Origin of the sequence: Paenibacillus sp. TC-CSREp1, from assembly GCF_050171015.1 — a bacterium.
GTDB lineage: Bacteria > Bacillota > Bacilli > Paenibacillales > Paenibacillaceae > Paenibacillus > Paenibacillus silvae.
On sequence record NZ_JBNOKM010000038.1, the window covers coordinates 1 to 23,647 of the forward strand.

General features: G+C 47.8%; 20 protein-coding genes and 14 tRNA genes. 27 read left to right on the top strand and 7 right to left on the bottom strand.

The window, feature by feature from the left end; genetic code table 11:
• The first annotated feature begins 2 nt into the window (after nt 1-2).
• From ACQSGY_RS29970 to ACQSGY_RS30070, 21 genes are all read left to right on the top strand, one after another.
• Nucleotides 3-74: transfer RNA gene (locus ACQSGY_RS29970), tRNA-Glu, on the top strand.
• Nucleotides 75-234: 160 nt separating this feature from the next.
• A tRNA-Val gene (locus ACQSGY_RS29975) sits at nt 235-310 on the top strand.
• Nucleotides 311-327: 17 nt separating this feature from the next.
• Nucleotides 328-401 (top strand) — tRNA-Met (locus ACQSGY_RS29980).
• Between the two features lie 28 nt (nt 402-429).
• Nucleotides 430-507 (top strand) — tRNA-Asp (locus ACQSGY_RS29985).
• Between the two features lie 149 nt (nt 508-656).
• Nucleotides 657-732 (top strand) — tRNA-Phe (locus ACQSGY_RS29990).
• 20 nt (nt 733-752) lie between these two features.
• Nucleotides 753-828 (top strand) — tRNA-Thr (locus tag ACQSGY_RS29995).
• Nucleotides 829-835: 7 nt separating this feature from the next.
• Nucleotides 836-921: transfer RNA gene (locus ACQSGY_RS30000), tRNA-Tyr, on the top strand.
• 10 nt (nt 922-931) lie between these two features.
• Nucleotides 932-1,004 (top strand) — tRNA-Lys (locus tag ACQSGY_RS30005).
• Between the two features lie 12 nt (nt 1,005-1,016).
• Nucleotides 1,017-1,097 (top strand) — tRNA-Leu (locus tag ACQSGY_RS30010).
• Nucleotides 1,098-1,107: 10 nt separating this feature from the next.
• Nucleotides 1,108-1,182 (top strand) — tRNA-Gly (locus tag ACQSGY_RS30015).
• Between the two features lie 6 nt (nt 1,183-1,188).
• Nucleotides 1,189-1,265, top strand: a tRNA-Arg gene (locus ACQSGY_RS30020).
• Nucleotides 1,266-1,290: 25 nt separating this feature from the next.
• A tRNA-Leu gene (locus tag ACQSGY_RS30025) sits at nt 1,291-1,369 on the top strand.
• A 7-nt stretch (nt 1,370-1,376) separates the two neighbouring features.
• Nucleotides 1,377-1,450: transfer RNA gene (locus tag ACQSGY_RS30030), tRNA-Pro, on the top strand.
• A 13-nt stretch (nt 1,451-1,463) separates the two neighbouring features.
• Nucleotides 1,464-1,534 (top strand) — tRNA-Gly (locus ACQSGY_RS30035).
• 364 nt (nt 1,535-1,898) lie between these two features.
• The gene (gene iolD, locus ACQSGY_RS30040) at nt 1,899-3,764 is read left to right on the top strand and encodes a 3D-(3,5/4)-trihydroxycyclohexane-1,2-dione acylhydrolase (decyclizing) (protein ID WP_427182267.1); all 1,866 of its coding nucleotides are present in this window, start codon (nt 1,899-1,901) and stop codon (nt 3,762-3,764) included.
• A 102-nt stretch (nt 3,765-3,866) separates the two neighbouring features.
• Nucleotides 3,867-4,769: a myo-inosose-2 dehydratase gene (gene iolE, locus ACQSGY_RS30045; RefSeq protein WP_427182269.1), complete on the top strand. Its 903-nt coding sequence runs from the start codon at nt 3,867-3,869 to the stop codon at nt 4,767-4,769.
• Between the two features lie 53 nt (nt 4,770-4,822).
• A complete protein-coding gene (iolC, locus tag ACQSGY_RS30050) occupies nt 4,823-5,833 on the top strand; it encodes a 5-dehydro-2-deoxygluconokinase (protein ID WP_184191415.1) in 1,011 nt (336 codons plus the stop codon).
• A gap of 111 nt (nt 5,834-5,944) precedes the next feature.
• Nucleotides 5,945-7,420, top strand: a complete 1,476-nt coding sequence (locus ACQSGY_RS30055; RefSeq protein ID WP_216520752.1) for a CoA-acylating methylmalonate-semialdehyde dehydrogenase — start codon at nt 5,945-5,947, stop codon at nt 7,418-7,420.
• Nucleotides 7,421-7,512: 92 nt separating this feature from the next.
• A complete protein-coding gene (gene iolG, locus ACQSGY_RS30060) occupies nt 7,513-8,565 on the top strand; it encodes an inositol 2-dehydrogenase (RefSeq protein ID WP_427182272.1) in 1,053 nt (350 codons plus the stop codon).
• 149 nt (nt 8,566-8,714) lie between these two features.
• Nucleotides 8,715-9,521, top strand: a complete 807-nt coding sequence (gene iolB / locus ACQSGY_RS30065; protein ID WP_427182273.1) for a 5-deoxy-glucuronate isomerase — start codon at nt 8,715-8,717, stop codon at nt 9,519-9,521.
• A 127-nt stretch (nt 9,522-9,648) separates the two neighbouring features.
• The gene (locus ACQSGY_RS30070; RefSeq protein ID WP_427182274.1) at nt 9,649-10,680 is read left to right on the top strand and encodes a LacI family DNA-binding transcriptional regulator; all 1,032 of its coding nucleotides are present in this window, start codon (nt 9,649-9,651) and stop codon (nt 10,678-10,680) included.
• Nucleotides 10,681-10,857: 177 nt separating this feature from the next.
• On the opposite strand, the gene ACQSGY_RS30075 is transcribed toward ACQSGY_RS30070, so the two are convergent.
• The 4 genes from ACQSGY_RS30075 to ACQSGY_RS30090 all read right to left on the bottom strand — a co-directional run bounded on the left by ACQSGY_RS30075 (nt 10,858) and on the right by ACQSGY_RS30090 (nt 15,134).
• Nucleotides 10,858-12,837 carry a methyl-accepting chemotaxis protein gene (locus ACQSGY_RS30075; protein WP_427182276.1) on the bottom strand — a complete coding sequence of 660 codons (1,980 nt, stop codon included), beginning with the start codon at nt 12,835-12,837 and terminating at the stop codon, nt 10,858-10,860.
• Between the two features lie 367 nt (nt 12,838-13,204).
• Complete coding sequence (locus tag ACQSGY_RS30080; protein WP_427182277.1) at nt 13,205-13,564, bottom strand: hypothetical protein; 360 nt, start codon at nt 13,562-13,564, stop codon at nt 13,205-13,207.
• 303 nt (nt 13,565-13,867) lie between these two features.
• Complete coding sequence (locus tag ACQSGY_RS30085) at nt 13,868-14,668, bottom strand: DUF4261 domain-containing protein (RefSeq protein ID WP_427182278.1); 801 nt, start codon at nt 14,666-14,668, stop codon at nt 13,868-13,870.
• 109 nt (nt 14,669-14,777) lie between these two features.
• Nucleotides 14,778-15,134 (bottom strand): DUF1304 domain-containing protein, encoded by a 357-nt coding sequence (locus ACQSGY_RS30090; protein ID WP_260410997.1) that lies wholly within the window; start codon nt 15,132-15,134, stop codon nt 14,778-14,780.
• Nucleotides 15,135-15,402: 268 nt separating this feature from the next.
• Between ACQSGY_RS30090 and ACQSGY_RS30095 the strand changes: the two genes are divergently transcribed.
• On the top strand, nt 15,403-15,936 hold the full coding sequence (locus tag ACQSGY_RS30095) for an MOSC domain-containing protein (protein ID WP_145406716.1): 534 nt from the start codon (nt 15,403-15,405) through the stop codon (nt 15,934-15,936).
• 30 nt (nt 15,937-15,966) lie between these two features.
• On the opposite strand, the gene ACQSGY_RS30100 is transcribed toward ACQSGY_RS30095, so the two are convergent.
• The gene (locus tag ACQSGY_RS30100; protein WP_427182281.1) at nt 15,967-16,812 is read right to left on the bottom strand and encodes an AraC family transcriptional regulator; all 846 of its coding nucleotides are present in this window, start codon (nt 16,810-16,812) and stop codon (nt 15,967-15,969) included.
• A gap of 172 nt (nt 16,813-16,984) precedes the next feature.
• Here ACQSGY_RS30100 and ACQSGY_RS30105 point away from each other — a divergent pair, with 172 nt between their 5' ends.
• Together ACQSGY_RS30105 and ACQSGY_RS30110 are read left to right on the top strand one after the other, a co-directional pair.
• A complete protein-coding gene (locus tag ACQSGY_RS30105; protein WP_289376089.1) occupies nt 16,985-17,434 on the top strand; it encodes an SRPBCC family protein in 450 nt (149 codons plus the stop codon).
• A 188-nt stretch (nt 17,435-17,622) separates the two neighbouring features.
• Nucleotides 17,623-19,149, top strand: coding sequence for a methyl-accepting chemotaxis protein (locus ACQSGY_RS30110; protein WP_427182283.1), 1,527 nt, complete (start codon nt 17,623-17,625; stop codon nt 19,147-19,149).
• 80 nt (nt 19,150-19,229) lie between these two features.
• Here the strand turns inward: ACQSGY_RS30110 and pyk are convergent, their stop codons facing one another.
• Nucleotides 19,230-20,645: a pyruvate kinase gene (pyk, locus tag ACQSGY_RS30115; protein ID WP_216520766.1), complete on the bottom strand. Its 1,416-nt coding sequence runs from the start codon at nt 20,643-20,645 to the stop codon at nt 19,230-19,232.
• A 113-nt stretch (nt 20,646-20,758) separates the two neighbouring features.
• Here pyk and ACQSGY_RS30120 point away from each other — a divergent pair, with 113 nt between their 5' ends.
• Complete coding sequence (locus ACQSGY_RS30120) at nt 20,759-21,538, top strand: helix-turn-helix transcriptional regulator (RefSeq protein WP_216520768.1); 780 nt, start codon at nt 20,759-20,761, stop codon at nt 21,536-21,538.
• Nucleotides 21,539-21,597: 59 nt separating this feature from the next.
• On the opposite strand, the gene ACQSGY_RS30125 is transcribed toward ACQSGY_RS30120, so the two are convergent.
• Nucleotides 21,598-22,272 carry a phosphatase PAP2 family protein gene (locus ACQSGY_RS30125; protein WP_216520770.1) on the bottom strand — a complete coding sequence of 225 codons (675 nt, stop codon included), beginning with the start codon at nt 22,270-22,272 and terminating at the stop codon, nt 21,598-21,600.
• A 514-nt stretch (nt 22,273-22,786) separates the two neighbouring features.
• Here ACQSGY_RS30125 and ACQSGY_RS30130 point away from each other — a divergent pair.
• Together ACQSGY_RS30130 and ACQSGY_RS30135 are read left to right on the top strand one after the other, a co-directional pair.
• Nucleotides 22,787-23,023, top strand: a complete 237-nt coding sequence (locus ACQSGY_RS30130; RefSeq protein ID WP_145406728.1) for a DUF6953 family protein — start codon at nt 22,787-22,789, stop codon at nt 23,021-23,023.
• A 421-nt stretch (nt 23,024-23,444) separates the two neighbouring features.
• The gene (locus ACQSGY_RS30135; RefSeq protein ID WP_024633772.1) at nt 23,445-23,645 is read left to right on the top strand and encodes a cold-shock protein; all 201 of its coding nucleotides are present in this window, start codon (nt 23,445-23,447) and stop codon (nt 23,643-23,645) included.
• Nucleotides 23,646-23,647: the final 2 nt, after the last annotated feature.

Genomic DNA, 23,647 nt, shown 5'->3' on the forward strand with positions numbered 1-23,647 from the left:
AAGGCCCGTTGGTCAAGGGGTTAAGACACCTCCCTTTCACGGAGGTAACAGGGGTTCGAATCCCCTACGGGTCATAGCAATATCTATTGCTACAAGAATGGGTGAGAACCCCAAAGGTTCGTCGGAGGATTTGCATCGTTAGGTACAGCTTCGCAGTCTCGAACGAAGTGAGAGTATCCCCTACGGGTCATAGCAATACCAATTGCTTTAAGAAGGGATGAGAATCCCAAAGATGGAGGCTTAGCTCAGCTGGGAGAGCATCTGCCTTACAAGCAGAGGGTCGGGGGTTCGATCCCCTCAGCCTCCACCATATACTTTTTATAACGACGCGGGGTGGAGCAGCCCGGTAGCTCGTCGGGCTCATAACCCGAAGGCCGCAGGTTCAAATCCTGCCCCCGCAATTGAGGCTTTCTTCACGGAAAGTGATCTGGAACCGTGGTGTAGTTGGCCTAACATGCCTGCCTGTCACGCAGGAGATCGCGGGTTCGAATCCCGTCGGTTCCGCCATTCTTATATGCTTCAGGGATGAGAATCCGGGTTTCGGGTTCGTCGGAGCATTCACTTCGAGAGCATCTGCTTCGCAGTCTCGAACGAAGTGAGAGTATCCCGTCGGTTCCGCCATCTTTACAAGCATCAGGGATGAGAATCCTAAATATGGCTCGGTAGCTCAGTCGGTAGAGCAGAGGACTGAAAATCCTCGTGTCGGCGGTTCGATTCCGTCCCGAGCCACCATGAATATAACAATTTGATACGCCGGTGTAGCTCAACTGGTAGAGCAACTGACTTGTAATCAGTAGGTTGGGGGTTCAAGTCCTCTCGCCGGCACCACTTTTATGGAGGATTAGCGAAGTGGCCAAACGCATCAGACTGTAAATCTGCTCCCGTACGGGTTCGGTGGTTCGAATCCATCATCCTCCACCAGTTTTATTATGAGTCATTAGCTCAGTTGGTAGAGCACCTGACTTTTAATCAGGGTGTCGAAGGTTCGAATCCTTCATGACTCACTTTTATTATATGCGCGTGTGGCGGAATTGGCAGACGCACTAGACTTAGGATCTAGCGTCTTTGACGTGGGGGTTCAAGTCCCTCCACGCGCATCCTTTATTTGCGGAAGTGGCTCAGCGGTAGAGCATCGCCTTGCCAAGGCGAGGGTCGCGGGTTCGATTCCCGTCTTCCGCTCCAAATTTTGCGCCCTTAGCTCAGCTGGATAGAGCGTTTGACTACGAATCAAAAGGCCGGGAGTTCGAATCTCTCAGGGCGCGCCATTATTTTCACTAAAACAATAACTATGCCGGCGTGGCGGAATGGCAGACGCGCTCGACTCAAAATCGAGTGGGAAACCGTGGAGGTTCGAGTCCTCTCGCCGGTATATATAACGGGATGTAGCTCAGCTTGGTAGAGCACCTGGTTTGGGACCAGGGGGTCGCATGTTCAAATCGTGTCATCCCGATTTTTTGTTTTATGCGGGTGTAGTTCAATGGTAGAACTTTAGCCTTCCAAGCTAATAGCGTGGGTTCGATTCCCATCACCCGCTTTATATATCGAGAAGGAAGAGACAGCTGATGCCGTCTCTTTTTTTTGCATAGAAGCAGCGTTATTTCCATAGTTCATGGACTAAATTCCCTCCCCTGTGTTCCTCCAACCTACCTGACACGATACATTCATCTACTAACAAAAAAACATTCAACCATCGATCTCAACTTATCGTTAGCCCCCTTTATACCCCTTATTTTACTGAAATCATCTCTAATTTTAATAAAACGCTTACAAAAATAGCTTGCGAAAATGCTCAGCCTGTAATACCATATGAATTAAGCGCTTAACCTTTAGGGGTAAGGCGCTTAAACTTAACGTAGATTAAGCGCTTAACCCGTAAAGGAAAGGATGGCGATCATATCATGACAACGATTCGACTAACGATGGCTCAGGCTCTGCTTCGGTATCTGGATCAGCAATATATTTCAGTAGACGGGGTAGAAACCAAATTTGTTAAAGGCATTATCGGAATATTCGGACACGGTAACGTGACAGGGATTGGAGAAGCACTGGAGCGCAGTCCTGGAAGCCTCACATATATGCAGGGGAAAAATGAACAGGGCATGGTGCATACAGCAGCAGCTTACGCCAAACAGAAGAACCGTAAACAAATCTATGCATGTACAACGTCCATTGGACCAGGTGCATTGAATATGATTACAGCTGCAGCGACAGCAACAGTGAACCGGATTCCGGTATTGCTTCTTCCTGGGGACAACTTTGCTACACGTGAACCAGATCCGGTGCTGCAGCAGCTTGAAGTAAGCAGTGACTATACGATTTCTGCTACGGACCCGTTCAAGGCGGTCAGCAAATACTGGGATCGTATCGTTCGTCCAGAACAGCTGATGGTTGCTGCTGCAAATGCGATGCGTGTGCTTACAGACCCGGCTGAAACAGGTGCTGTAACCCTGGCATTGCCTCAAGACGTTCAGGCAGAAGCCTATGATTATCCTGAATCATTTTTTGCCCGCAAGGTGCATTATCTTGATCGCAGACCCCCTGTGCCAGCAGCGATTGAACGGGCAGTAGATGAGATTGCTCGCGGCAAAAAGCCATTGCTTGTTGCTGGTGGCGGGGTACTGTACTCCCAGGCATCTGCTCAATTGATTGAATTTGCTGAGACTTTCGGTATTCCAATGGCTGAAACGCAGGCCGGAAAGAGTGCAGTAGCCTGGGATCACCCGCTTAACGTGGGAGCTATCGGGGTAACGGGTTCTCTGGCAGCCAATCGTTTGGCTAAAGAAGCGGATGTAGTGATCGGCGTAGGCACAAGATTTTCCGATTTTACTACGGCGTCGCATGCAGCTTTTCAACATGCGGAAGTGAAATTTATTAACATCAACTTGAATAGCATGGATGCTGCCAAGTTGGGCGGAGAAGCGATCCTTGCAGACGCTCGTGAGGGATTACAAGCATTGCAGAAGGGATTACTGGCCAAACAGTATCACACTGGCTACGGGTCATCTGAGGTAGCGGAGCTGCGTGATCAATGGACTGCGGAAGTAGATCGGCTGTACGCTGTGCAGCATGAAGCTGGTCTTGCACAGACGACAGCAGTTGGCATCGTAAACCGTACAATTGATCCATCTTCAGTCATTGTCTGTGCGGCGGGAAGCCTTCCAGGTGATCTGCATCGCCTGTGGCGTGCGGCTGAACCTAAGACCTACCATATGGAATATGGTTTCTCATGTATGGGATACGAGGTTAGCGGGGCATTCGGCGCAGCACTTGCAGAGCCGGAGCGTGAAGTGTACGCCATGGTAGGTGACGGCAGTTACCTGATGCTGCATTCCGAGCTGGTGACAAGCCTGCAGGAACAGAAAAAAATGACGATCCTCCTGTTTAATAACAATGGATTCCAATGCATTCATAATTTACAGCGCGAACACGGCAGTGACGGGTTTGGGAACGAGTTCCGTTACCGTGAGGCAGAAAGTGGCCGTTTGACCGGAGACTATATGCCAATGGATTTTGCAGCTCACGCACGCAGTATGGGAGCCAAAGCATATCGAGCAGAAACCGCCGAGCAGCTGGAGCAGGCAATCCGTGATGCTAAGAATGAAACCGTAACAACCTTGATTGAAATTCCAGTAGTACCGGGAACCAACACAAGCGGATATGAATCATGGTGGAATGTCGGTGTACCTGAGGTATCTGTGGAGGAAAAAGTAGTTCGTGCTCATGAGGCGATGAAAACAAATCGCGGCAAAGCAAAACTTGTTTAAACGGATTTCATATATTCATCCATTGAATTTATTTTTCATGACATAATGATTGATTACACAGATCGTGTTATTAAGATGACCAACCAAAGGAGCCGTGAAACCATGAGCAAGCTGCCATTTCAGCTTGGGATTCATCCGATCAACTGGGTCGGCGAAGATGTGAAGGAGCATGGTGATGACACCACTTGTGCCCAGATTCTCGATGATATTCAGCGTCTGGGATTGACGGGTACAGAGATGGGCCGCAAGTATCCGACTGATCCAGCAACCTTGCGTGAGGAGTTGAGCAAGCGAAACATTAATCTGATCTCTCAGTGGAAATCCGTGCTGTTCTCTGATCCGGCATATCGCCAGGCAGAACTGGATGACTATCGCAGACATGCGGAGTTTCTGCAATCCATGGGCAGCAAGGTGATAAGCACTGCGGAAGTAGGCGGGTCGCTTCATTTTGATCCAAGACGGACACCGAATGAAAAAGAAGTGCTTAGACTCAGCGATGCCGAATGGCATGTTCTTGCTGAAGGTTTGAATCAGGCGGGAGCTATCGCTCAGGAGTATGGTTTGAAGCTCACCTATCACCATCACGGGGGCACGGTAGTTGAACAGCCGGAGGAAATTGATCGTTTGATGGAGCTGACAGACCCTTCACTGGTGTATTTGCTCTTTGATACAGGCCATGCCTATTATGGCGGAGCTGACCCGCTTGAAGTGTTGCGTAAACACTATGACCGGATTGCCTATATTCATCTGAAAGATATCCGTCCGGATGTGCTTGACCAGGCGCGAGCAGAACAATCGGATTTTGTTGGCTGCATTCGAAGAGGCGTGTTCACCGTACCGGGAGATGGATGCATTGATTTTGAACCCATTCTGCAAGAGCTGATCACTCGCGGTTATGATGGCTGGGCGATGCTCGAAGGAGAACAGGACCCGGCGATTCACAATCCGTATGAGTATGCGAAGCGTTCTCTGAGCTACATGGAGTCTCTGTACCAGCGCGTTTAAAGACAAGTAATTAACTTATATACAATTTCACGATAGAAAGGGGCTCTCACACGATGACTTACGTATCCTTTCCGGCCTCAAGGAAAAAGGATTTCACGGCTATTGGCCGCTTGTGTATCGACTTGAATGCCAATGAAATTAACCGCCCGATGGAAGAGACGATGACGTTCACCAAATATGTGGGTGGTTCTCCGGCGAATATTACGATCGGGATGTCCAGACTCGGGATGGAGACTGCTTTTATCGGCAAAATTGCAGGTGACCAGATGGGCCGCTTCATCCAAAGTTATCTGGAGAAGAACGGGATCGATACCTCCAATGTAGTGACGGACAACACGGGCGCAGTAACCGGTCTTGCTTTTACAGAAATCAAGAGTCCGACAGACTGCAGCATTCTGATGTATCGCGACAACGTGGCCGATCTGTTATTACAGGCAAGCGAGGTACAGGAACAGCTGATTGCGGATTCCAAAGTATTGCTGATCTCCGGTACAGCTCTGGCACAGAGCCCTTCCCGGGAAGCGGTTCTTCAAGCCCTGACCTATGCCAAAAAACATGGTACCGTCATTGTGTTTGACCTGGACTATCGTCCATACACATGGACTTCGGATGAAGAGACTGCGGTCTACTATAACCTCGCTGCCGAGAAGTGCGATATCATCCTGGGTACACGGGAAGAATTCGATATGATGGAGACATTCGAGCACAACCCGGAGCATAGTGATCAGGTGACAGCTCAGAAATGGTTTGATTTTTCAGCCAATATTGTGGTGATCAAGCACGGCAAGGAAGGCTCCATTGCCTATACACGCGAAGGCCTGTCGCATCGGGCAAACAGTTACCCTGCTCGTGTGGTCAAAACGTTTGGCGCAGGCGACTCCTACGCCGCAGGATTCCTCTATGGTTTGATGCAGGGCTGGACGATCGAGCGCAGTATGAGTTATGGAAGTGCAGCGGCAAGTATCGTCATCTCCAGCCACAGCTGCTCGGATGCGATGCCAACCGTTGAACAAGTGAATGACTACATCGAACGCTGCGACCGGGGCGAGATTATTCCGTCCTAAGCGGCACATATGATAGATTGAGTGATCTGGCGAAGAACAATGGATAGGAAGAGGCACAAGAAACGTGCATGAAGCGCATAAGAAGCACATAAACGAGGGGAGACAGCACACATGGGAAAAGGGACAACAGAAGCGTCTGCAGCAGTGACGAATGTACAAAACTGGATCGGGGGAGCTTGGGTAGCCCCATCAACAACCCGGACTGAACCGGTAGTAAACCCGGCTACAGAGGAGATTATTGCATACGTGCCGTTGTCCGAGCAGGCTGATGTGGACTTGGCCGTGCAGACTGCACGCGAGGCATTCAAGTCATGGAGCAGCACACCGGTTCCTCGTCGTGCTCGCATTCTGTTCCGCTATCAGCAATTGCTGGTGGAGAACTGGGAAGAGCTGGCGAGATTGGTCACATTGGAAAATGGTAAAAGCTACGCCGAGGCGTATGGAGAGGTACTGCGCGGCATTGAGTGCGTGGAGTTCGCAGCAGGTGCGCCGAACCTCATGATGGGTAAGCAACTGCCTGATATCGCTACAGGGCTGGAATCAGGCATGTTCCGTTATCCGATTGGCGTAATCGGCGGAATAACCCCGTTCAACTTCCCGATGATGGTACCTTGCTGGATGTTCCCGCTGGCGATTGCTTGCGGCAACACCTTTGTTCTGAAGCCGTCTGAGCGTACACCGCTGCTGGCAGGACGTTTGGCAGAGCTTTTCAAGGAAGCAGGGCTGCCGGATGGTGTGCTTAACATTGTGCACGGTGCACATGATGTAGTTAACGGATTGCTTGAGCATAAAGAAGTCGCAGCGATTTCCTTTGTTGGCTCACAGCCTGTTGCGGAATATGTGTATAAAACAGCATCTGCTAATGGCAAACGTGTTCAGGCACTGGCTGGAGCGAAAAACCACTCCATCGTTATGCCGGATGCTGATCTCGATCTGACCGTTAAGGAGATTACCAGTGCAGCCTTTGGATCAGCGGGTGAGCGCTGCATGGCTTGCTCCGTGGTCGTTGCTGTTGGTGATGTGGCAGATGCCCTCGTACAGAAGCTGGTCGAAGCTGCGGATCGCATCAACATTGGTAACGGTATGGACGAAGGTGTGTTCCTTGGCCCAGTCATTCGTGGTCCTCACAAAGAGCGCACACTGGGTTACATCGAATCAGGCGAGCAGGAAGGCGCAGCATTGATTCGGGATGGACGGAAGGATCAGGCTACTGACGGTTCCGGTTATTTCGTAGGGCCGACGGTCTTCGATCATGTAGATAGCACGATGAAAATCTGGAAAGATGAGATCTTTGCTCCTGTGCTTTCGGTGGCAAGAGTAGAGACATTGGAGGAAGCCGTTGAACTGGCAAACCGTTCGGACTTTGCCAACGGGGCATGTCTGTTCACTCGCAGCGGTGCGAATATGCGCCAGTTCCGTGAAACAATCGACGCGGGTATGCTTGGTATTAACCTGGGCGTTCCGGCACCGATGGCCTTCTTCCCATTCTCCGGCTGGAAGAAATCATTCTATGGAGATTTGCACGCTAACGGCACCGATGGTGTTGAGTTCTACACACGCAAAAAAATGGTAACCACACGCTGGTAGTTATTTAAGAAGAAAACAGTGTGTACATGTAGGGGCTGAGCGAGAGCTCAGCTCATCAACACCATAGGGACGCATATAGGGAGGATAACGGAATGGGCAAGGAAAAAGTAAGAATTGGTATCATCGGGGCCGGACGAATCGGTAAAATTCATGCGGACAACCTGCTGCGTCATCCGCAGGCGGAGATCGTAGCCATCAGTGATCTGTTTGCAGGTCCTGAACTGGAGGCATGGGCATCCGAACGCGGCATTTCGGTAGTAACCAAGGACAGCAGCGAGCTGATTGCAATGCCGAATATTGATGCGGTGTTAATCTGTTCCTCAACCGATACACATGTGCCTCTGATTGAGCAAGCGGCTCAAGCGGGCAAGCATATTTTCTGTGAGAAGCCGGTCAGCATGGACTTGTCCCGGACGGAAGCGGCTGTAGCCGCTGTAGCGAAGGCGGGCGTGAAGCTCCAGATCGGATTTAACCGTCGTTTTGACCACAATTTCAGAAGAGTACGGTCACATGTGCTGGAGGGCACCATCGGTGATCCGCATATACTCAAGATTACTTCCCGTGACCCGAGCCCGCCGCCAGCGGAGTACATTCGGGTATCTGGTGGGATTTTCATGGATATGATGATCCACGATTTCGATATGGCCCGTTATTTGTCAGGAAGTGAAGTAGAAGAAGTATACGCCAAAGGCAAGGTGCTCATTAATCCGGTATTCGCAGAGCATGGCGATGTGGATACGGCCATTGTGACGCTGACATTTGCTAATGGAGCGATTGGCGTGATTGATAACAGCCGTCAGGCTGTGTACGGATATGATCAGCGTGTCGAAGTGTTCGGCTCGCTAGGCAGTGTGGCGGCGGATAATGACCATCCGAATACGGCACAGATCAGCACAGCGGCTGGACTGATGCGTGATAAACCGCTGCACTTCTTCCTTGAACGTTACAACGAAGCTTATGTGCAGGAGACAGCTCTGTTCATTGATGCGATTATTCAGGATAAACCGGTAACTGTGGACGGAAATGATGCGGTACAGGCTGAGCGAATCGCCCTGGCAGCCAAGCTGTCTGTGGAGCTGGGAAGACCCGTGAAGATGAGCGAAGTCCAAGGTGCATTGCAGGGCTCGCAATCCGCAGTGCTGTAGCATCTCGTAAATAACGATATGGATGATATCATGTCTCGGGTTAAAGTAATGAGCAATTCGTCCGTTGGATGTAATTCGTTGGATAATATGATTACTCGAGAACAAGCACCACCAAGTAATAGATGAATGCGGAAGGAGTGGATCACAGCATGTCAGAACTTATCGTTAAACCGGCCGTGAACCCGGAGGCAGATGGAACAGTGTTAACCGTAACTCCAGAGTCTGCTGGCTGGGAATATGTCGGATTTCAGGTGGCGAAGCTTGCAGCTGGGGAGAAACTGAGCCGGGAGAGTGGCGATCAGGAGCTCTGTATCGTGCTTTTGAGTGGACTTGCGAATGTGAGCACGTGTGAACAGAAATGGGAGAACATCGGGAAACGAATGAGTGTTTTTGAGAAGATTCCGCCGTACTCGGTCTATGTCTCCACATCAGATCAGGTGCAGGTTACCGCACTTACCGATCTGGAGATCGCAATCTGTGCTGCACCGGGGAAAGGCACCTATCCTTCGCGTCTGATTGCACCCGAGGATGTGGGCGTGGAAGGCCGCGGTTACGGCAACCTGGAGCGGCACATTCATAACATTTTACCTGAGCAAAAAGAAGCAGACAGCCTGCTGGTCGTTGAAGTGTTCACACCGGACGGTCACTGGTCAAGCTATCCTCCTCATAAACATGATCGGGATGCACTCCCGGATGAATCGTTGTTGGAGGAAACGTATTATTTCCGTGTACAGCCGGAGCAGGGCTTTGCGATTCAACGTGTCTATACCGATGACCGCTCTGTAGATGAGACACTGGCTGTGAAGAACGGTGAAGTGGTGCTTGTGCCGAACGGATATCATCCCGTAGGTGCGCCTCCAGGGTATGAGGTGTATTATCTGAATGTGATGGCAGGACCAACCCGGACATGGAAATTCCATAATGATCCTGATCATGAGTGGTTGTTCAAAAAGTAAAGGGTAAAGTAAAATTAATAAGTAATTTCGTCTTCACATTGCGTAAGCAGTATTCCCCCTTCATAATAAGAAGAGAATAATCATCTATGTATAATGAATTTATATATAGCACAAATGGGGAAAAACGATGAAAGCAACCATTTACGATATAGCACGCGAGGCGGGGGTATCCATTGCTACCGTCTCGCAGGTCATTAACGGCAAAGGCAAGATCAGCGAGAAACGCCGCGCCGAGATTATGGAGATTATGGAACGCCTGCACTATCAGCCGAGTGCGATTGCTGCTGCCCTGACTGGCAAGCAGACGTACACACTGGGTTTGCTTGTACCCGATATATCCAATCCTTATTTTGCTGAGCTTGCCCGGGCCGTGGAGGATCGCAGCCGCCAGCTGGGGTATAGCGTAGTCATCTGCAGTACAGATAACAAGGACGAGCGGGTAGAGCGGTACCTCAATCTGCTGCAGCAAAAAAGAGTCGATGGCATGATGATCGGAACCGGGATCGATAACGCCGAGATTCTGTCACCGTTGCTGCAGCAATCCATGCCTGTTGCGTTGATTGCTCGCCATATGCCTGCTCTGTCGGTGCATACCGTTACCATTGACGATAGGCTGGGCGGCTCTTTGGCTGCACAGCATCTGCTGGAACTGGGGCACACACGCCTGGCAGTCCTGTCAGAGCCGTCCAAAGTCAGCAGCAGTCAGGAGCGTGTGCGCGGTTTCCGCGAGGCTCTTAACAAGGCAGGACATCTGCTGGAGCCAATTCAGATTCGCGAATCGGCAGCAGATCTCGCTTCAGCCAAACAAGAGGCGCTAAGACTGCTCGGTGAGCAGAACTATCCCACTGGCCTCTTCTGCTGTAATGATATCCAGGCGATTGGTGCACTCCAGGCGGCCAAGGAATTAGGTCTGCGTGTGCCGCATGATGTATCCATTATCGGATTTGATAACACTATTCTCGCTTCCGTAACGAATCCGCCGCTGACAACGGTTGCCCAGCCCATAGAGGATTTGGGGCGCCACGCAGTGGATCTGCTTATTGACGAACTCAAGGACGGACTACAGGACGAACAGACAGCTGCGCAGAAAATTGTGCTCAAGCCAGAGCTGGTTGTTCGTGATTCGGCAGGCCAAGCACCAGCAGTTCAGGGCAAGTAAGCATAGCAAATAGACCTCAGCTCACCACATGGTGGAAGTTGAGGTCTATTTGTATGGTACTCTGCGTACTTCTGACATATCATTTTGGTGCATTTCATTCGGAATACATCGGGCCTTGTATCCTATTACTGCGCTTTCTTGCAGGTTGTTGCAGTTGCATAACCCGTCAGAGTGCAGCTACACTTTAAACTTCTTCACCTCGGCTGCAAGTGCCTTCGATTGCTCCGCTAGTTCATTCGAACGTTCAGCGATGCTGGTGATGTAATTGAATTGCTCCTGGGTAGATGAAGCTACCTCCTCCGTAGAAGCGGCGCTCTGCTCCGACATAGCGGCAACGCTGGAGATGATCTCGGCCACTTTGCCTGCATTGTCGTCCAGCTCTGTAGTCGCAGAGGATACTTGCTGCAGCTGTTTCTCGATCCCGTCGATAGACTGCTTGATTCGAACAAAGGACTCACGCATCTCGTGCACAGCAGCGACCTGCTGTTCCATTCCCTGTTCTGCAGCATGAACTTCACCTACGCTCAGGCCGCTGGCTGTCTGAATTTCCTCAAGCAGCACGATAATTTCTTTGGCCGAGTCGGCCGACTGTTCCGCGAGCTTGCGAACTTCCTCAGCTACAACAGCAAAGCCGCGTCCGTGTTCTCCCGCCCGTGCCGCTTCAATAGATGCGTTCAGCGCCAGCAGATTGGTCTGGGAAGCAATGCCCTGAATCATAGCGACAATACCCTCGATTTTCTGCGATTTGTCTGTCAGCAGCGTAATGGATTCTCCCACCCGATCCATTGAATGGCGGTTGCCATCGGCAAGCTCAACCTGGTGCTCAACAGCTTGCAGACCCGCCAGCATAGCTTCTCCTGCTTCGCGCATCATGACAACAGATTGCTCGACACTGTCGTTAATACCACTAACGCTATCGCTCATTTCTGCCAAGCGCCCTGAACCATTGTAGACGGATTCAGCCTGCGCACTGGATCCTTGAGCCAGCTCGTCTGTTGCAATCGAAATCTGCTCTGCGATGCGTTTGGTGTTATCGGTATGCTCCTGCATTTCTTCCGAGACCGTGAGGACTCGTTCAGCCGAGCCGGTAACTTGACGCAGCAGTGTGCCGAGTTGATCAGACATCTGATTAAATGCGCTGCCCAGTTCGGCAAATTCATCCTTGCCCCTAGCCTTCACTCGTCCCGTGAAGTCACCCTCAGACATTTGTATGGAGGTTTGGTGCAGCTGCTTCAACGGTTTGATGAACAGAGCAGCAACCCAGTAAGCCCCGGCCAGTACAGCCAGCAGTGTTACACCAATGATGAGAATGTAATTATTACGTAACTGGTAAAATTCGGCGTATGCGAGTTTCTCTGAGATAACAGAACCAATCACCCAGCCTGTACTCGGAATCTGTTTGTAAAACAACAGGTAGTCTTCGCCATTATAATGGAACGATCGCTGGCCTGAAGCATTGCTTTGCATATCTGCCAGCATCGGGCTTAATTCGGAATTTTCTTTAGCAGAAGTGTTTACGAGTTTAGCATCAGGATGAGCCAAGAGCAGCCCGTTTCTATCTATTAAGAAAGAGTATCCGAGTCCGTTCAAATTTATTTTTTCTACCGTATCCGTTAATGTCGACAGTAAAAGAACGCCGGAAACGACACCCTCCAGATCACCTTGCTTGTTGTGTACTGGCATCGCCATGGATACAGCATACTTTTGAGTCATCATATCCTGATAAGGATCAGTGAATATTAAAGCATTGGATTGTTTGGCTTGTTCATACCATGGACGTTTACGTGGATCATAGCCAGCGTCTGGTGTCCAATCCGATCCATTCATAAAGGCGCCGTCCTTTTCGGAGCCGAAATACAAATCGGATAAATTCTGTTGGTTATTGCCCATGTTCATAATTTTAAAATAATCTTCGGTAAGCGTGCCTTCAGGCACCGCTTGCTCAATGACAAAGCCTAAGGTCTCAACAACCTTGGCATTGCTGTCAATCCATCCTTCTAATTGGTTGGTCGCGGACGTCATTAATCCATTAAGAAGAGATTCAACATTGCGAGTGGCTTGATTTTCTGTCTGATATAGACCAAGAAGGGCAAGAGGCAGTGCAGTAATTAGCACAGCGGCCAGAAACATTGCCATTAATTTGGGTTTGAGCTTCATCTAAATTTCCTCCTAGTGTGTTAATTCTCTGGTGAATGAAACTCGTGTCATACTGGCAGAGCTCCTCTCACCCTCTGCGTTTTCCGACCCTGAATGTGTTGAAATGTTGAAATTCGCTTAATGCTGTTCTATCTCTACTAGGGCGTGTCTTGAAACCTACTGAAGTGCATCTTTTACCGCCTTTTCGCCCCCTGGCCTAGCATATGAAATATATCGACAATATTCATTCAAAATGTATAGTATGTTTCCATACCATTCTTAAAAAGTTTTGAAATCGGGGTAAAGATCATGGCAATAAAAAAGGGGTGCTTCCAGAAGGAAACACCCTTAATGTGTTATAGGAGTATCGCGGGACCAAGCCGCGTAATTAATTCAGTAAAAATGCCAATGCCTCATCATACGTTTCCCATTGAAATTCAGTCTGATGTTCTGATTCCTTCGAGATGCGATGAAGCTGCATCTTGGCTATGGCTCCGCCGACAGCTACACTCGCCCGTTTCATGCCGAGGTCTTTGAGAAGTTTTTGATGCTCGACAATTTTCTCCTTGGTATCCTGTGGGAAAGCTTTCATATGTATCATATTGACCAGCACATCAAATGAGTTCCCCAGTTGTGGAGCCATTTTCTCGACCTGCGCATTGACTTCTTCAACCTGATCTGGTGACACGATCCCTTCCCAAGTAATCTCAATAATCGGTTTCGTTGAATCTAAACGTCTGACTGACATATAAGCAGCTCCTCATTCATAAGTTTATGTATTATATAAGTCTATTAGCCTATTAATTATACTATCTTCTACACTGAATGAACATGGATTTCACATGATTGTAGTTCTTATGGACTACATGATTATATATGAGTAAAATACAGGTAAATGAAGGGTCTCTCTCAGATGCATCATGTATGTTGGATTGCAAACACAAGTGGAATGCCTATTGCAAAAAGCCGCCCAGGAATAAATTCCTGAACGGCTCTTATCTAAGGTCATTATACGTATCAATCTTAATGCCAGAGCGCACCAAAAGGGAGGCTACAAGCCAATCTTCAAGCTGTCTCCTTCAGTAGCGATGCCCTTGGAGCGAGTAATGCTCAGCTTCTGTTGCTCTGTGAATCCGAGGGTTTCCCCATCATGCAAGGTCACATTATTCTCCACGACGTAGGTTGTAGTCATAAACATCATTTCGAACACATCACTTAACGGCTTTGACGAACCAATGATCTCCATCTCATCTTTACCGAAGTTGCACAGGCCGTATGTATATGCGGAAGCACCCGCTTCGTTCTGATACAGGCCGATGAACACCCAGAGCGGGACAGGCAGTTCACCGTCTTTAAGACCGCGACTCACTTCTACATACTTTCCTGCTTCAACAACAAGAGGGGACATATAGATTGCGAGCGCATGATCGAGCTGTAACAGTGCCGAGGCGGTTCGGGTAAAGAGGGCATGCCCTTCAATTGCATCCGCTGCATTTAGTACAGAGACGATGATCTGAGATTGATGCCTCGATGTCACCTGCTCGGCTTCAGGCCAGAGGATATTTAACCTGGCATTCTCTTCAACCTCCTGATTCGGAACAGGAGCAGCGATGTGAGCACACACGACCTGCATCCCGTCAACTTCAAAGAAGAGATTGCCTTCCTCAGCACGTTCTTCAATCTGAATATTCCATTCCCTCTCCATGTTGCGGATAAAAAGCTCAAAATCACAGTCTTCCCGTTCCAGCAGCACAAATCCGACAATGGTCTGACTATGATCTGTTCGCTGGGCCGCAGCGACGGATTCAACGTTCTCCTTTTTGCGTCGACGCAGCTTATCAAACAGTCCCATGTTCTGTTCTCCTTCCTGCTTCCAGATTCATCTGGTGATAGATATGTTATCCTTCATACCTTATCATATCAGAGACGTAAAGTCGCAGGTCGCCACTGCTCTCCGGAAGTTACAGGAACAATACAAGCAGAAGAGCGATGATTGCAGGCAATCCCTGCTTGATAATAATGGAGCGTGAAGAGGTTACTCCACCGTAGAGAGCGGCGATAATGACACAAGCCAAGAAGAAAATTTGAATATGCAGCCCTACACTGGCATCCGGATAGACAAGTCCCCAGATCAAACCGGCGGCAAGAAAGCCGTTATACAAACCCTGGTTTGCTGCGAGAGCTTTGGTGGAGCTGGCAAACTCCGGAGTTGTGCCAAACGTTTTCATTGTGCGTGGACGAGTCCACATGAACATCTCCATAATCATAATATAGATGTGTTCAATGGCTACAAGAGCAACAAAGATTGTTCCGATCAAAAGAAACACCCTGCTTTCTATTATGTAATTGAATTTACTAACGTACCTATTATATAAGATTAGCATACAGGTAGAAAGGGTCAAATTAATTTTTCACAATTAAATAGTGTATCATGCAATTGAATCATAATTGTCAGTCATTTCTACCGCATAGAATGGGGATGATAGTTCTATCAGGTTCTGCAGATTGTCAAAGGTTCATACATGGGGTAAGTAATTATTGTAGCCAAATACAAGCCATATCGGACACAGAAGGGGAGGGTATACTATGGGAACTGTTCAATTTGTTCTGCTGGCTGATGATCCATCCACATTTGAGACAAGGGTTGTGCCCTTCATTGATATTGAACTCGCCGGAATTCCGGGGGATCGACACTACGGTTTGTTAAGACCGGCCGATTCCCGTCAGAAAATCTACAAACGCGGGACAATGATAGCTAATCGCAGGCAGATCAGCATTGTCTCCGAGGAAGAGTGTGCTTTGATTGCCGAGAAGATGAATATTCCAGAGGTTCGCCCCGAGTGGCTTGGAGCCAACATCCTGGTTCGAGGCGTAGAGCGATTGACGGAGCTGCCCGCGGGCACACGCCTTCTGTTTCCAGATGGAACAGGGCTGATCTGTGAAGGAGAGAACCTGCCCTGCGTACATCCGGGAAAAGTGATTGAACAGGTTTATGGGCTGGAGGGTTTGCGCAAAAAATTCGTGCCAGCCGCACGCAAAAAACGCGGTATTGTCTGTTCAGTTGAACGTGAGGGTGTCATTAACACAGGTGACACCATTGAAGTCATACGCCTGCCTTAGTATCCCGACAGGTATATTTTGCATGGATCGTCATTCCAGACGGCTTCTGCCTTTATCAGATGGAACAGATTCAGACCCTTGCATGTATTCTTCAGGTGTGCTGCCAATAACGGATTTGAAGTCTTTAATAAAATGGGATTGATCGTGGTACCCTAGGTCCTGCGATAACTGGCTTAAATCACAGGTTAAACCTTGTTCTATGCATTCGGCCGCATTTTGAAGTCGATATAATTGAATTACGGTTTTGGGGCTGAGGCCTACATACTGACTAAATAAACGCTGGAGCTTGCGTGTGTGCAGATTGAAGCGTGTGGATAGCTCGTCTACTCTCAATATATCTCGATTCTGCTCGATGTGCTGTACGATGTTATGGATCAAGTTCGCTTCCCGATCCTCCGCAGGAAGACATGCGGACAGCACCTGGTCCATATGCTTAACCTTCTGTTCAATCGGGATATCCCCCAGCAATACCTCTTCAAGCGACGCAGCGCTAACGCCTAGCAGACTGGATACCTCCAGCGGTTTTCCATAGAGTGTAGAAACGGGAGCTTGAAGAAAGGGATAGAATCCTCCCGGTTTAAACTTTACACCGAACACAAGACCTTTACCGTGAATAGAGTAAGTGAATTTCCGATCAGAAGGCCCGAAGAAAAAGGTTTTGTTTCGCTCAACCACCAGATTGACACAGGGATTGGGCACCACATGCTGAGGATATGATTCACTGCCTTCAAGATTCCAGGAAACCATCCAATAATGTCTGACAAAAGGTTTAAGTTCATCGGCTGGGAGCAGACGTGTCAGCTGATATTGCAGTTGTCCCTGATCCAGATGAAGAATTCCCAAAGAGGGAGTTATCTGCTGGTTTGTCTCTTTCATCCCTGCGTCCTCTCCGTTCACATGTAAATAAATAGTTCAACTTATATAGTTCTTTACCTTTAATTATAAAGGATAATCCGTTGTTGTCGCGTTTTTACAATACATGGTTTGGGTATAACGATAGGATAGAAATGAAGAAGTTACTATAGTGAGATAAAAGGAGTGAACCGATGTGGTATTAAAATATGAATTTTATATCAATGCAGGAAGAGACGAAGTATGGAATGCCCTGATTTCTCCTGAGGGCACGCGCAGCAGCTTCTTTGGCAGTGAGCTTCGATCCAACTTTCAGCCTGGACAGCCATTTGCCTATGTCGGGCCGGGGAATGATGGATCGGAAACGGTCCATGTATACGGGGAGATTCTTGAATTTGAACCACTGTCCAGGTTAGGTTACCGTGAACATCCTGGACCTTCGTATCATGCCAATCATGCGGATCTTCAATCAAGGGTGCTCTTCCAGCTAGAGACTGTTGGAGAATGCACCAAGCTGACACTTACGAATGACGAATTCACTGAAAATCATCCTTCCTTCGCAAATGCACAGAATAGCTGGTGGATGATTCTGAGTAGTATCAAGACGTGGGTTGAGACGGGAAAGACGATAAACTTTGGGTGGTAGCAGCCGGTTGTATTCTTGCAACAATAGCCTTCCCTTTAAAATTGGAAAAATCATTTAACAACGTAAATTTTCGCTTATGGAGCGGCAGTTTGCGTTTTTTTTTATTATTTGTGACTTAAGCCCTACACTTATTGTCTTATCATGTCGAAATACATATTAAAATACCTTATTTAAGAGGGGATATCGAGATGTTTCTGAAACGTAACGAAGCAACCAAATCTAGTCGTGTGGATTCAAACCAACAGTTATTGGAGTACAGCCGTAATTTACTGGAGAACGCCAAGAAGGGTTTATCGTGGACAGGCGAGAATGGCAATCTTGTTCAAGCGGATAATGAAATTCTGAAAAACTTCCAGCAAGCTGTGCAATTAATGCAGTCACAGCGTGAGGCTATACATATGCGTCTTACCATGCTCAATCAGGCATTACATGTGGGTATGTGGGAATCGGAGATTGTTGCGGGTGATCCGCTGGATCACAATAATGTCATTTCATTCTCGGATGAGTTTCGCGAGATGCTTGGTTACAGCAATCCAAAAGATTTCCCGAATGTGTACGAGAGCTGGACTAAATCGGTCCATCCGGAGGACCGACCTCATTTAACGCAGGAAATTATCAAACATGTAAATGATCCGAGCGATAAAGTGGGGTATAATGCGGTAAGTCGTATGATTATGAAGAGTGGAGAGGAACGCTGGTTCAGATGCCTTGGCCGACTCATGAAAGATGCTTCCGGTAAACCTATCAAATTGATTGGTGTAATGTTTGACATCCATGAGGAGAAGCGCAAGTCCGATGAACTCGAAGCGCTCGTAACGCGTTATGACCTGGTTAATCGTGCGCTCGTAGAGGCACCATGGGATATGACGGTGGTTGCCGGAGACGTGGTGAATCCCGACAATGAATTCTGGTGGTCGCCGCAATTCCGGAAAGAGCTCGGATTTAATAATGAAGAAGATTTTCCTAACGTATTTAGCAGCTGGAGCAGCCGACTACATCCAGAAGATCACGATCGCGTAATCAACGATTTTGCCAAACATATGAATGACTATAGCGGCAGAACGCCGTATGATCTCGATTATCGTTTGCAGCGCAAAAATGGGGAATATCGCTGGTATCACGCCGGAGGCGAAACCATCCGTGACGAGAACGGAGTACCGCTGCGTGTAGCAGGAACGATTCGCGATGTTACTCACCAGAAGAATAAAGAAGAGATCGTTGAATCAATGAATTTGAAAACGAAACAGTTGTCCGAGTCCATCGAAGAGATGGTGCGCGGCATTAACTCGATTACGGATCAGGCACAAGAACTGGTTAACGCCCAGGAGTTGTCCGCTGATGCGGCAACACAGGTGCGGGATAGTGTAGAAGAAACGAAAAACATAACTGCGTTTATCCGTGAAATTGCCAGTCAGACGAATTTGCTCGGCTTGAATGCAGCCATTGAAGCTGCGCGTGCAGGTGAACTGGGTCTGGGATTTGGCGTAGTAGCAGGTGAAGTGAGGAAGCTGGCCGATCATAGCTCAGAGGCCACAGTTAACATTGAAGACAGCATGCAGAAGATGAAAACGCTGATTGACCATATTTTACAGCATATCGGTAACATGTCCACATTGACTCAGAACCAGGCAGCACTGACACAGCAGGTGAATGCTTCGATGGACGAGATCAATAATATGTCACAGGATCTGGTGAACTATTCGCGCAACCTGTAGAACGATTCAAAAAATCCACCGGGATTCAATCATCCTGGTGGATTTTTTAAGTTCATCCTATTTTGTAAGCGCGATGCGTATTATACTTGCAGGATTTTAATCAGGTTTGTGTTACCGGATTGGCCGATCGGTACACCGGCAGACAATACGATGATGTCCCCTTTTTCAATGTAACCTGTTTTAATTGCGTTGCGTGTTGCAGATTCGAACATTTCATCCGTTGTTGTCACTTTATCACCCATAACCGGAATAACGCCGGAGAGCAGGCAGATTTTCGCCAGAACCTCCTCATGCTGAGTTACAGCAATAATCGGAGCTTTTGGACGATATTTCGAGATCATGCGGGCCGTGAAGCCGCTCTCTGTTGAAGTGATAATTGCTTTTGCATTCAGCACAAGGGAAGAGCTTACTGCCCCTTGACTGATGACTTCGGTAATATCAGCCACTTGCTGTGCTGATTTTTGATCGAATTGCTCTTTGTAGTCAATCATTGTTTCCGCACGGCGTGCAACGGCAGCCATCGTACGCACGGATTCAATCGGATATTTACCAGCAGCAGATTCACCCGACAGCATGACCACGTCTGCACCTTGCAGCACGGCATTGGCCACGTCACTTACTTCAGAACGTGTTGGGCGCGGGTTTACTTGCATGGATTCCAGCATATGTGTAGCAACGATAACGGGCTTGCCGGCTTTGTTACATTTATCGATCATTTCCTTTTGCATCATAGGTACATCTTCGATTGGCACTTCTACCCCGAGGTCGCCACGTGCAACCATGATCCCGTCGGATGCTTCAATGATATCGTCAAGGTTGGTCATGCCTTCCTCGTTCTCGATCTTGGAGATGATCTGTACATGCTCCTGTCCGCGTTCTTTCAAAATGCTGCGGATTTCACGGATGTCATCCCCTTTACGAACGAAGGAAGCTGCGATAATCTCGATATTGTTCTCGATACCGAATCCAATGTGCATAACGTCGCGTTCCGTTACGCCTGGCAGTGTCGTTTTGATTCCTGGCAGATTGACACCTTTACGTGGTTTCAAGATGCCGCCGCTGATGATTTTACAGTGAATCTCCGAACCTTCAACAGACAATACCGTCAGATCTACCAGACCGTCGTCAATAAGGATGCGATCTCCCGGCTTAACGACCAGATTCAATTCAGGATAGTTAACAGCGATGCGGTCCACGTCACCAAGAACATCCTCGGTTGTCAGCGTCAGCTCTTTCCCGGCTTGAAGGTGAACGGAAGCCTCTTTCAATTTACCGATACGGACCTCCGGACCTTTAATATCCATCATGATCGGTACATATTTGTTTAGTTCAGCAGCTGCTGTACGAATATTGTTAATCCGGTTTACGTGATCCTCCAGCTCTCCATGAGCCATGTTCAAACGGGCCACGGTCATGCCTTCCTGAATCATTACTTTTAACGTTTCGATTGAGTCACAAGCAGGTCCCATGGTACAGATAATTTTGGTTTTCAACATGCTGATATCCTCCTCATATTTGGTGCTTATGTGTTCATTGTAGCGTTTTCTGTCGAATCAAGATATGAACTATAGTACAATGATTGGAGTATAGTCCGATAACGAGGTGTTATATGGTTACTCCACTTGAAGTCGTTCATATTAATGGTGTTGGCTGGTATGAAGAAACCGCGCAGCCACAAGGAATTTGGCGTCTTAGTCTGGTTACCTATGGAAAATGTGTATATTGGGTGAACGGTGATAAACAGATCATGCAGAAGGGGGAATTGCTGCTTATTCCGGGCGGGGTACCGTATTACGGCAAAAGCATTCCCACCGTTACGCATACGCAAATCGTTATTTTATTGAAGCAGGATGAGGCAGGAGGACTACCTGCGCTCGAACAGCATCATGCCTTGTGGCACAGACCAGGCTGTTACGAGCTTCTTCATCAACGAATGAAATCCATCCAGCAACAATGGGAAGAACGGCCTTCTTATTATGTCATGATGAGCCAGGCCTTATTGATGGAAGTGCTGATTTATATTAATCGGGAGCTGGATCGCGGAGTGATTTCGCCGGAGAGGCATCGGTATGTGGAGCGAATGAAACGTTACATTGAACAGCATTATCGGGAAAAAGTAACGAAGGAAGAACTGGGTGATGAGATCGGCAAGTCTCCCAACTATGCGGCTGCATTGTTCAAAAGCATAACGAATCAGACGATTAGCCAATACGTTCATGATCAGCGGATGAAAAGGGCACTGTACCTGCTCACCGAGTCGCAGCTTTCCATTCAGGAGATTGCCGAGTTTCTCGGTTATCGAGACCTTTCTTATTTTTACCGTGTATTCAAACGCCTTATGGGCAGTCCACCCTCTGATCTGCTGCAGGAACGTCCGCCTGTAGTCTGAACGATGTGTGTATACATGGATAACAAAAAAAGAGGGCCGCGGCCCTCTCTGATTGTATGCTAAGCATTTCGACTTGGCTGCTGCGTTGCTCTGAGTGGCTGCTTGCTTTTCTCTCGAGCGTGCCCCAGACGTTTGGCAAAAACATGCACAGTCCAGTAGGCTGCTTCCGCAAACATAATGCCCCCTACAACGTCAAGCAGAGAATGCTGTTTCACAAATACCGTAGAAGCAATAATGAGCCACAACCAGACCGACCCGATGATTCGTACTGAAGGTTTGGCATTCAAATGTCGGTTGAGAATAATAAATAACAAGTAGCTTGTAAGACAGTGAACACTTGGAAAGCAGTTCACTGGTGCATCATTCGCATAGATAAATTGCACGAGCATACTGCTGATATCTGTTCCACTTACTTCCGGGCGAGGAACGTACGAAGGGAACACGACAAAACAAACATTGGCAGCCATTACCCCGACGTTATACATAAGAAGTGTGCGCCAGTACAGTGATTTGTTTGTAAGACCCAGATAGAGAAAGCCTAGATACAGAATCGGCATCCAGCTGACGTACGGAATAATAAATTCTTTAATGAACGGAATCTGTGTGTCAATCCAGGCATAATTATAGAAGACATCGTCTCCTGCTTGACTGCCTAGAAACATGTAAATGGAGCCTTGCAGTGGTATGCACAGAATAGCCAGCAAATGTCCCCAGCGTTGAAAGAATGCTTTCATAAAATCCTCCCTGACCTAATATGCTGTTTAACACATGTTAACCGAGCTTTATATAATAGACGCTATTTAAAGACAGCGCCCCTTCAATGGTTTAAATCTTAAGTAATACTATAATGGACACTTAAAGGGATAAGCCATACCTGATTTTATGGGAAAATGGACATGCATAAGTCTCTTTTTTGTTACTTTTAGATGGTTAATCCTTTACTGTAGGCAGCATAACCATTGGCTCCGTACATTGCTAAAGGTTCATGTTTTGCTCTGCCCGGTATTATATTCTGTGTATCTTGTACGGGGAACACTCCCTAACGTTGCATTAAATCGTTCTGAAGGAGCGCCTATCATATCGTTCTGAAAGAGCATTCATCATCGGCCGAGCTTTGTTTTCATCTTCCGCAGCTTGATCATCTCCTGATTTTCCTGTCTCTTCTGTTGTCGTGTTATACTCAGTAGGATGGGATCCATGCGAGACAAGCATGACGACCCTCTATACAGATGAACGGCAGGTGAAATGATGGAAAAGACAGCTCAGGATGTTGCTGAATGGATGGTTGGCGAGATTAAGTTCACAGGCACGCTTCGGCAGGAGGCAGCTATAGAATATGTTAGAGCAAATTTTGGGGAACAGTTTGTTTTTGTTAACGAAAATGGCAATGCCTCCTTGTCCAAAGAGGTGAAAAAGGCATTTCGCAAGCTTCACGGCGGGCGTGTAGCCTGGGACCGCGATGCTTTTATGTGGGCATGGACCTAGTGCATCTATTGCATGGAATTTGTTGATGCCTCCAGATGGTGTTTGGTTATGTTGGATATGCAATAACAGAACATTTTTGCAAACCATGTATAAGTTGGAATGGAACTGCATATCCTTTCATAAGACCGCGTTTCCTTAACTGCCGTCGGTGGCCATATTATTGAACGTTTTTCTAAAAATTTTAATAAACATGTATTTCCAAAGCTGTTTGAAAAGAAAATACAAAGGTTTGCTTTTTATGTGGATTAGCGTTATACTAAGAATTAAGTTGTACAGAGCAGAGTGGAAAACCTAATTCACATATTGTAAAGGGCGATCACTTATATTTTATGACTGGTACCTTTTTCAATGTGTGAATTTTTATTTGCTTGCTGCAAAGAACAAAGGAACATGTTAATTTTTATTTGGAGGTGTAATTCACATGCAAAACGGAACAGTAAAATGGTTCAACGCTGATAAAGGCTTCGGTTTCATCGAAGTTGAAGGCGGAGAAGATGTATTCGTACACTTCAGCGCTATTACAGGCGAAGGCTTCAAAACGCTGGACGAAGGTCAACGCGTGCAATTTAAAATTGTACAAGGAAACCGTGGTCCTCAAGCAGAAGAAGTTGTAAAACTGTAATT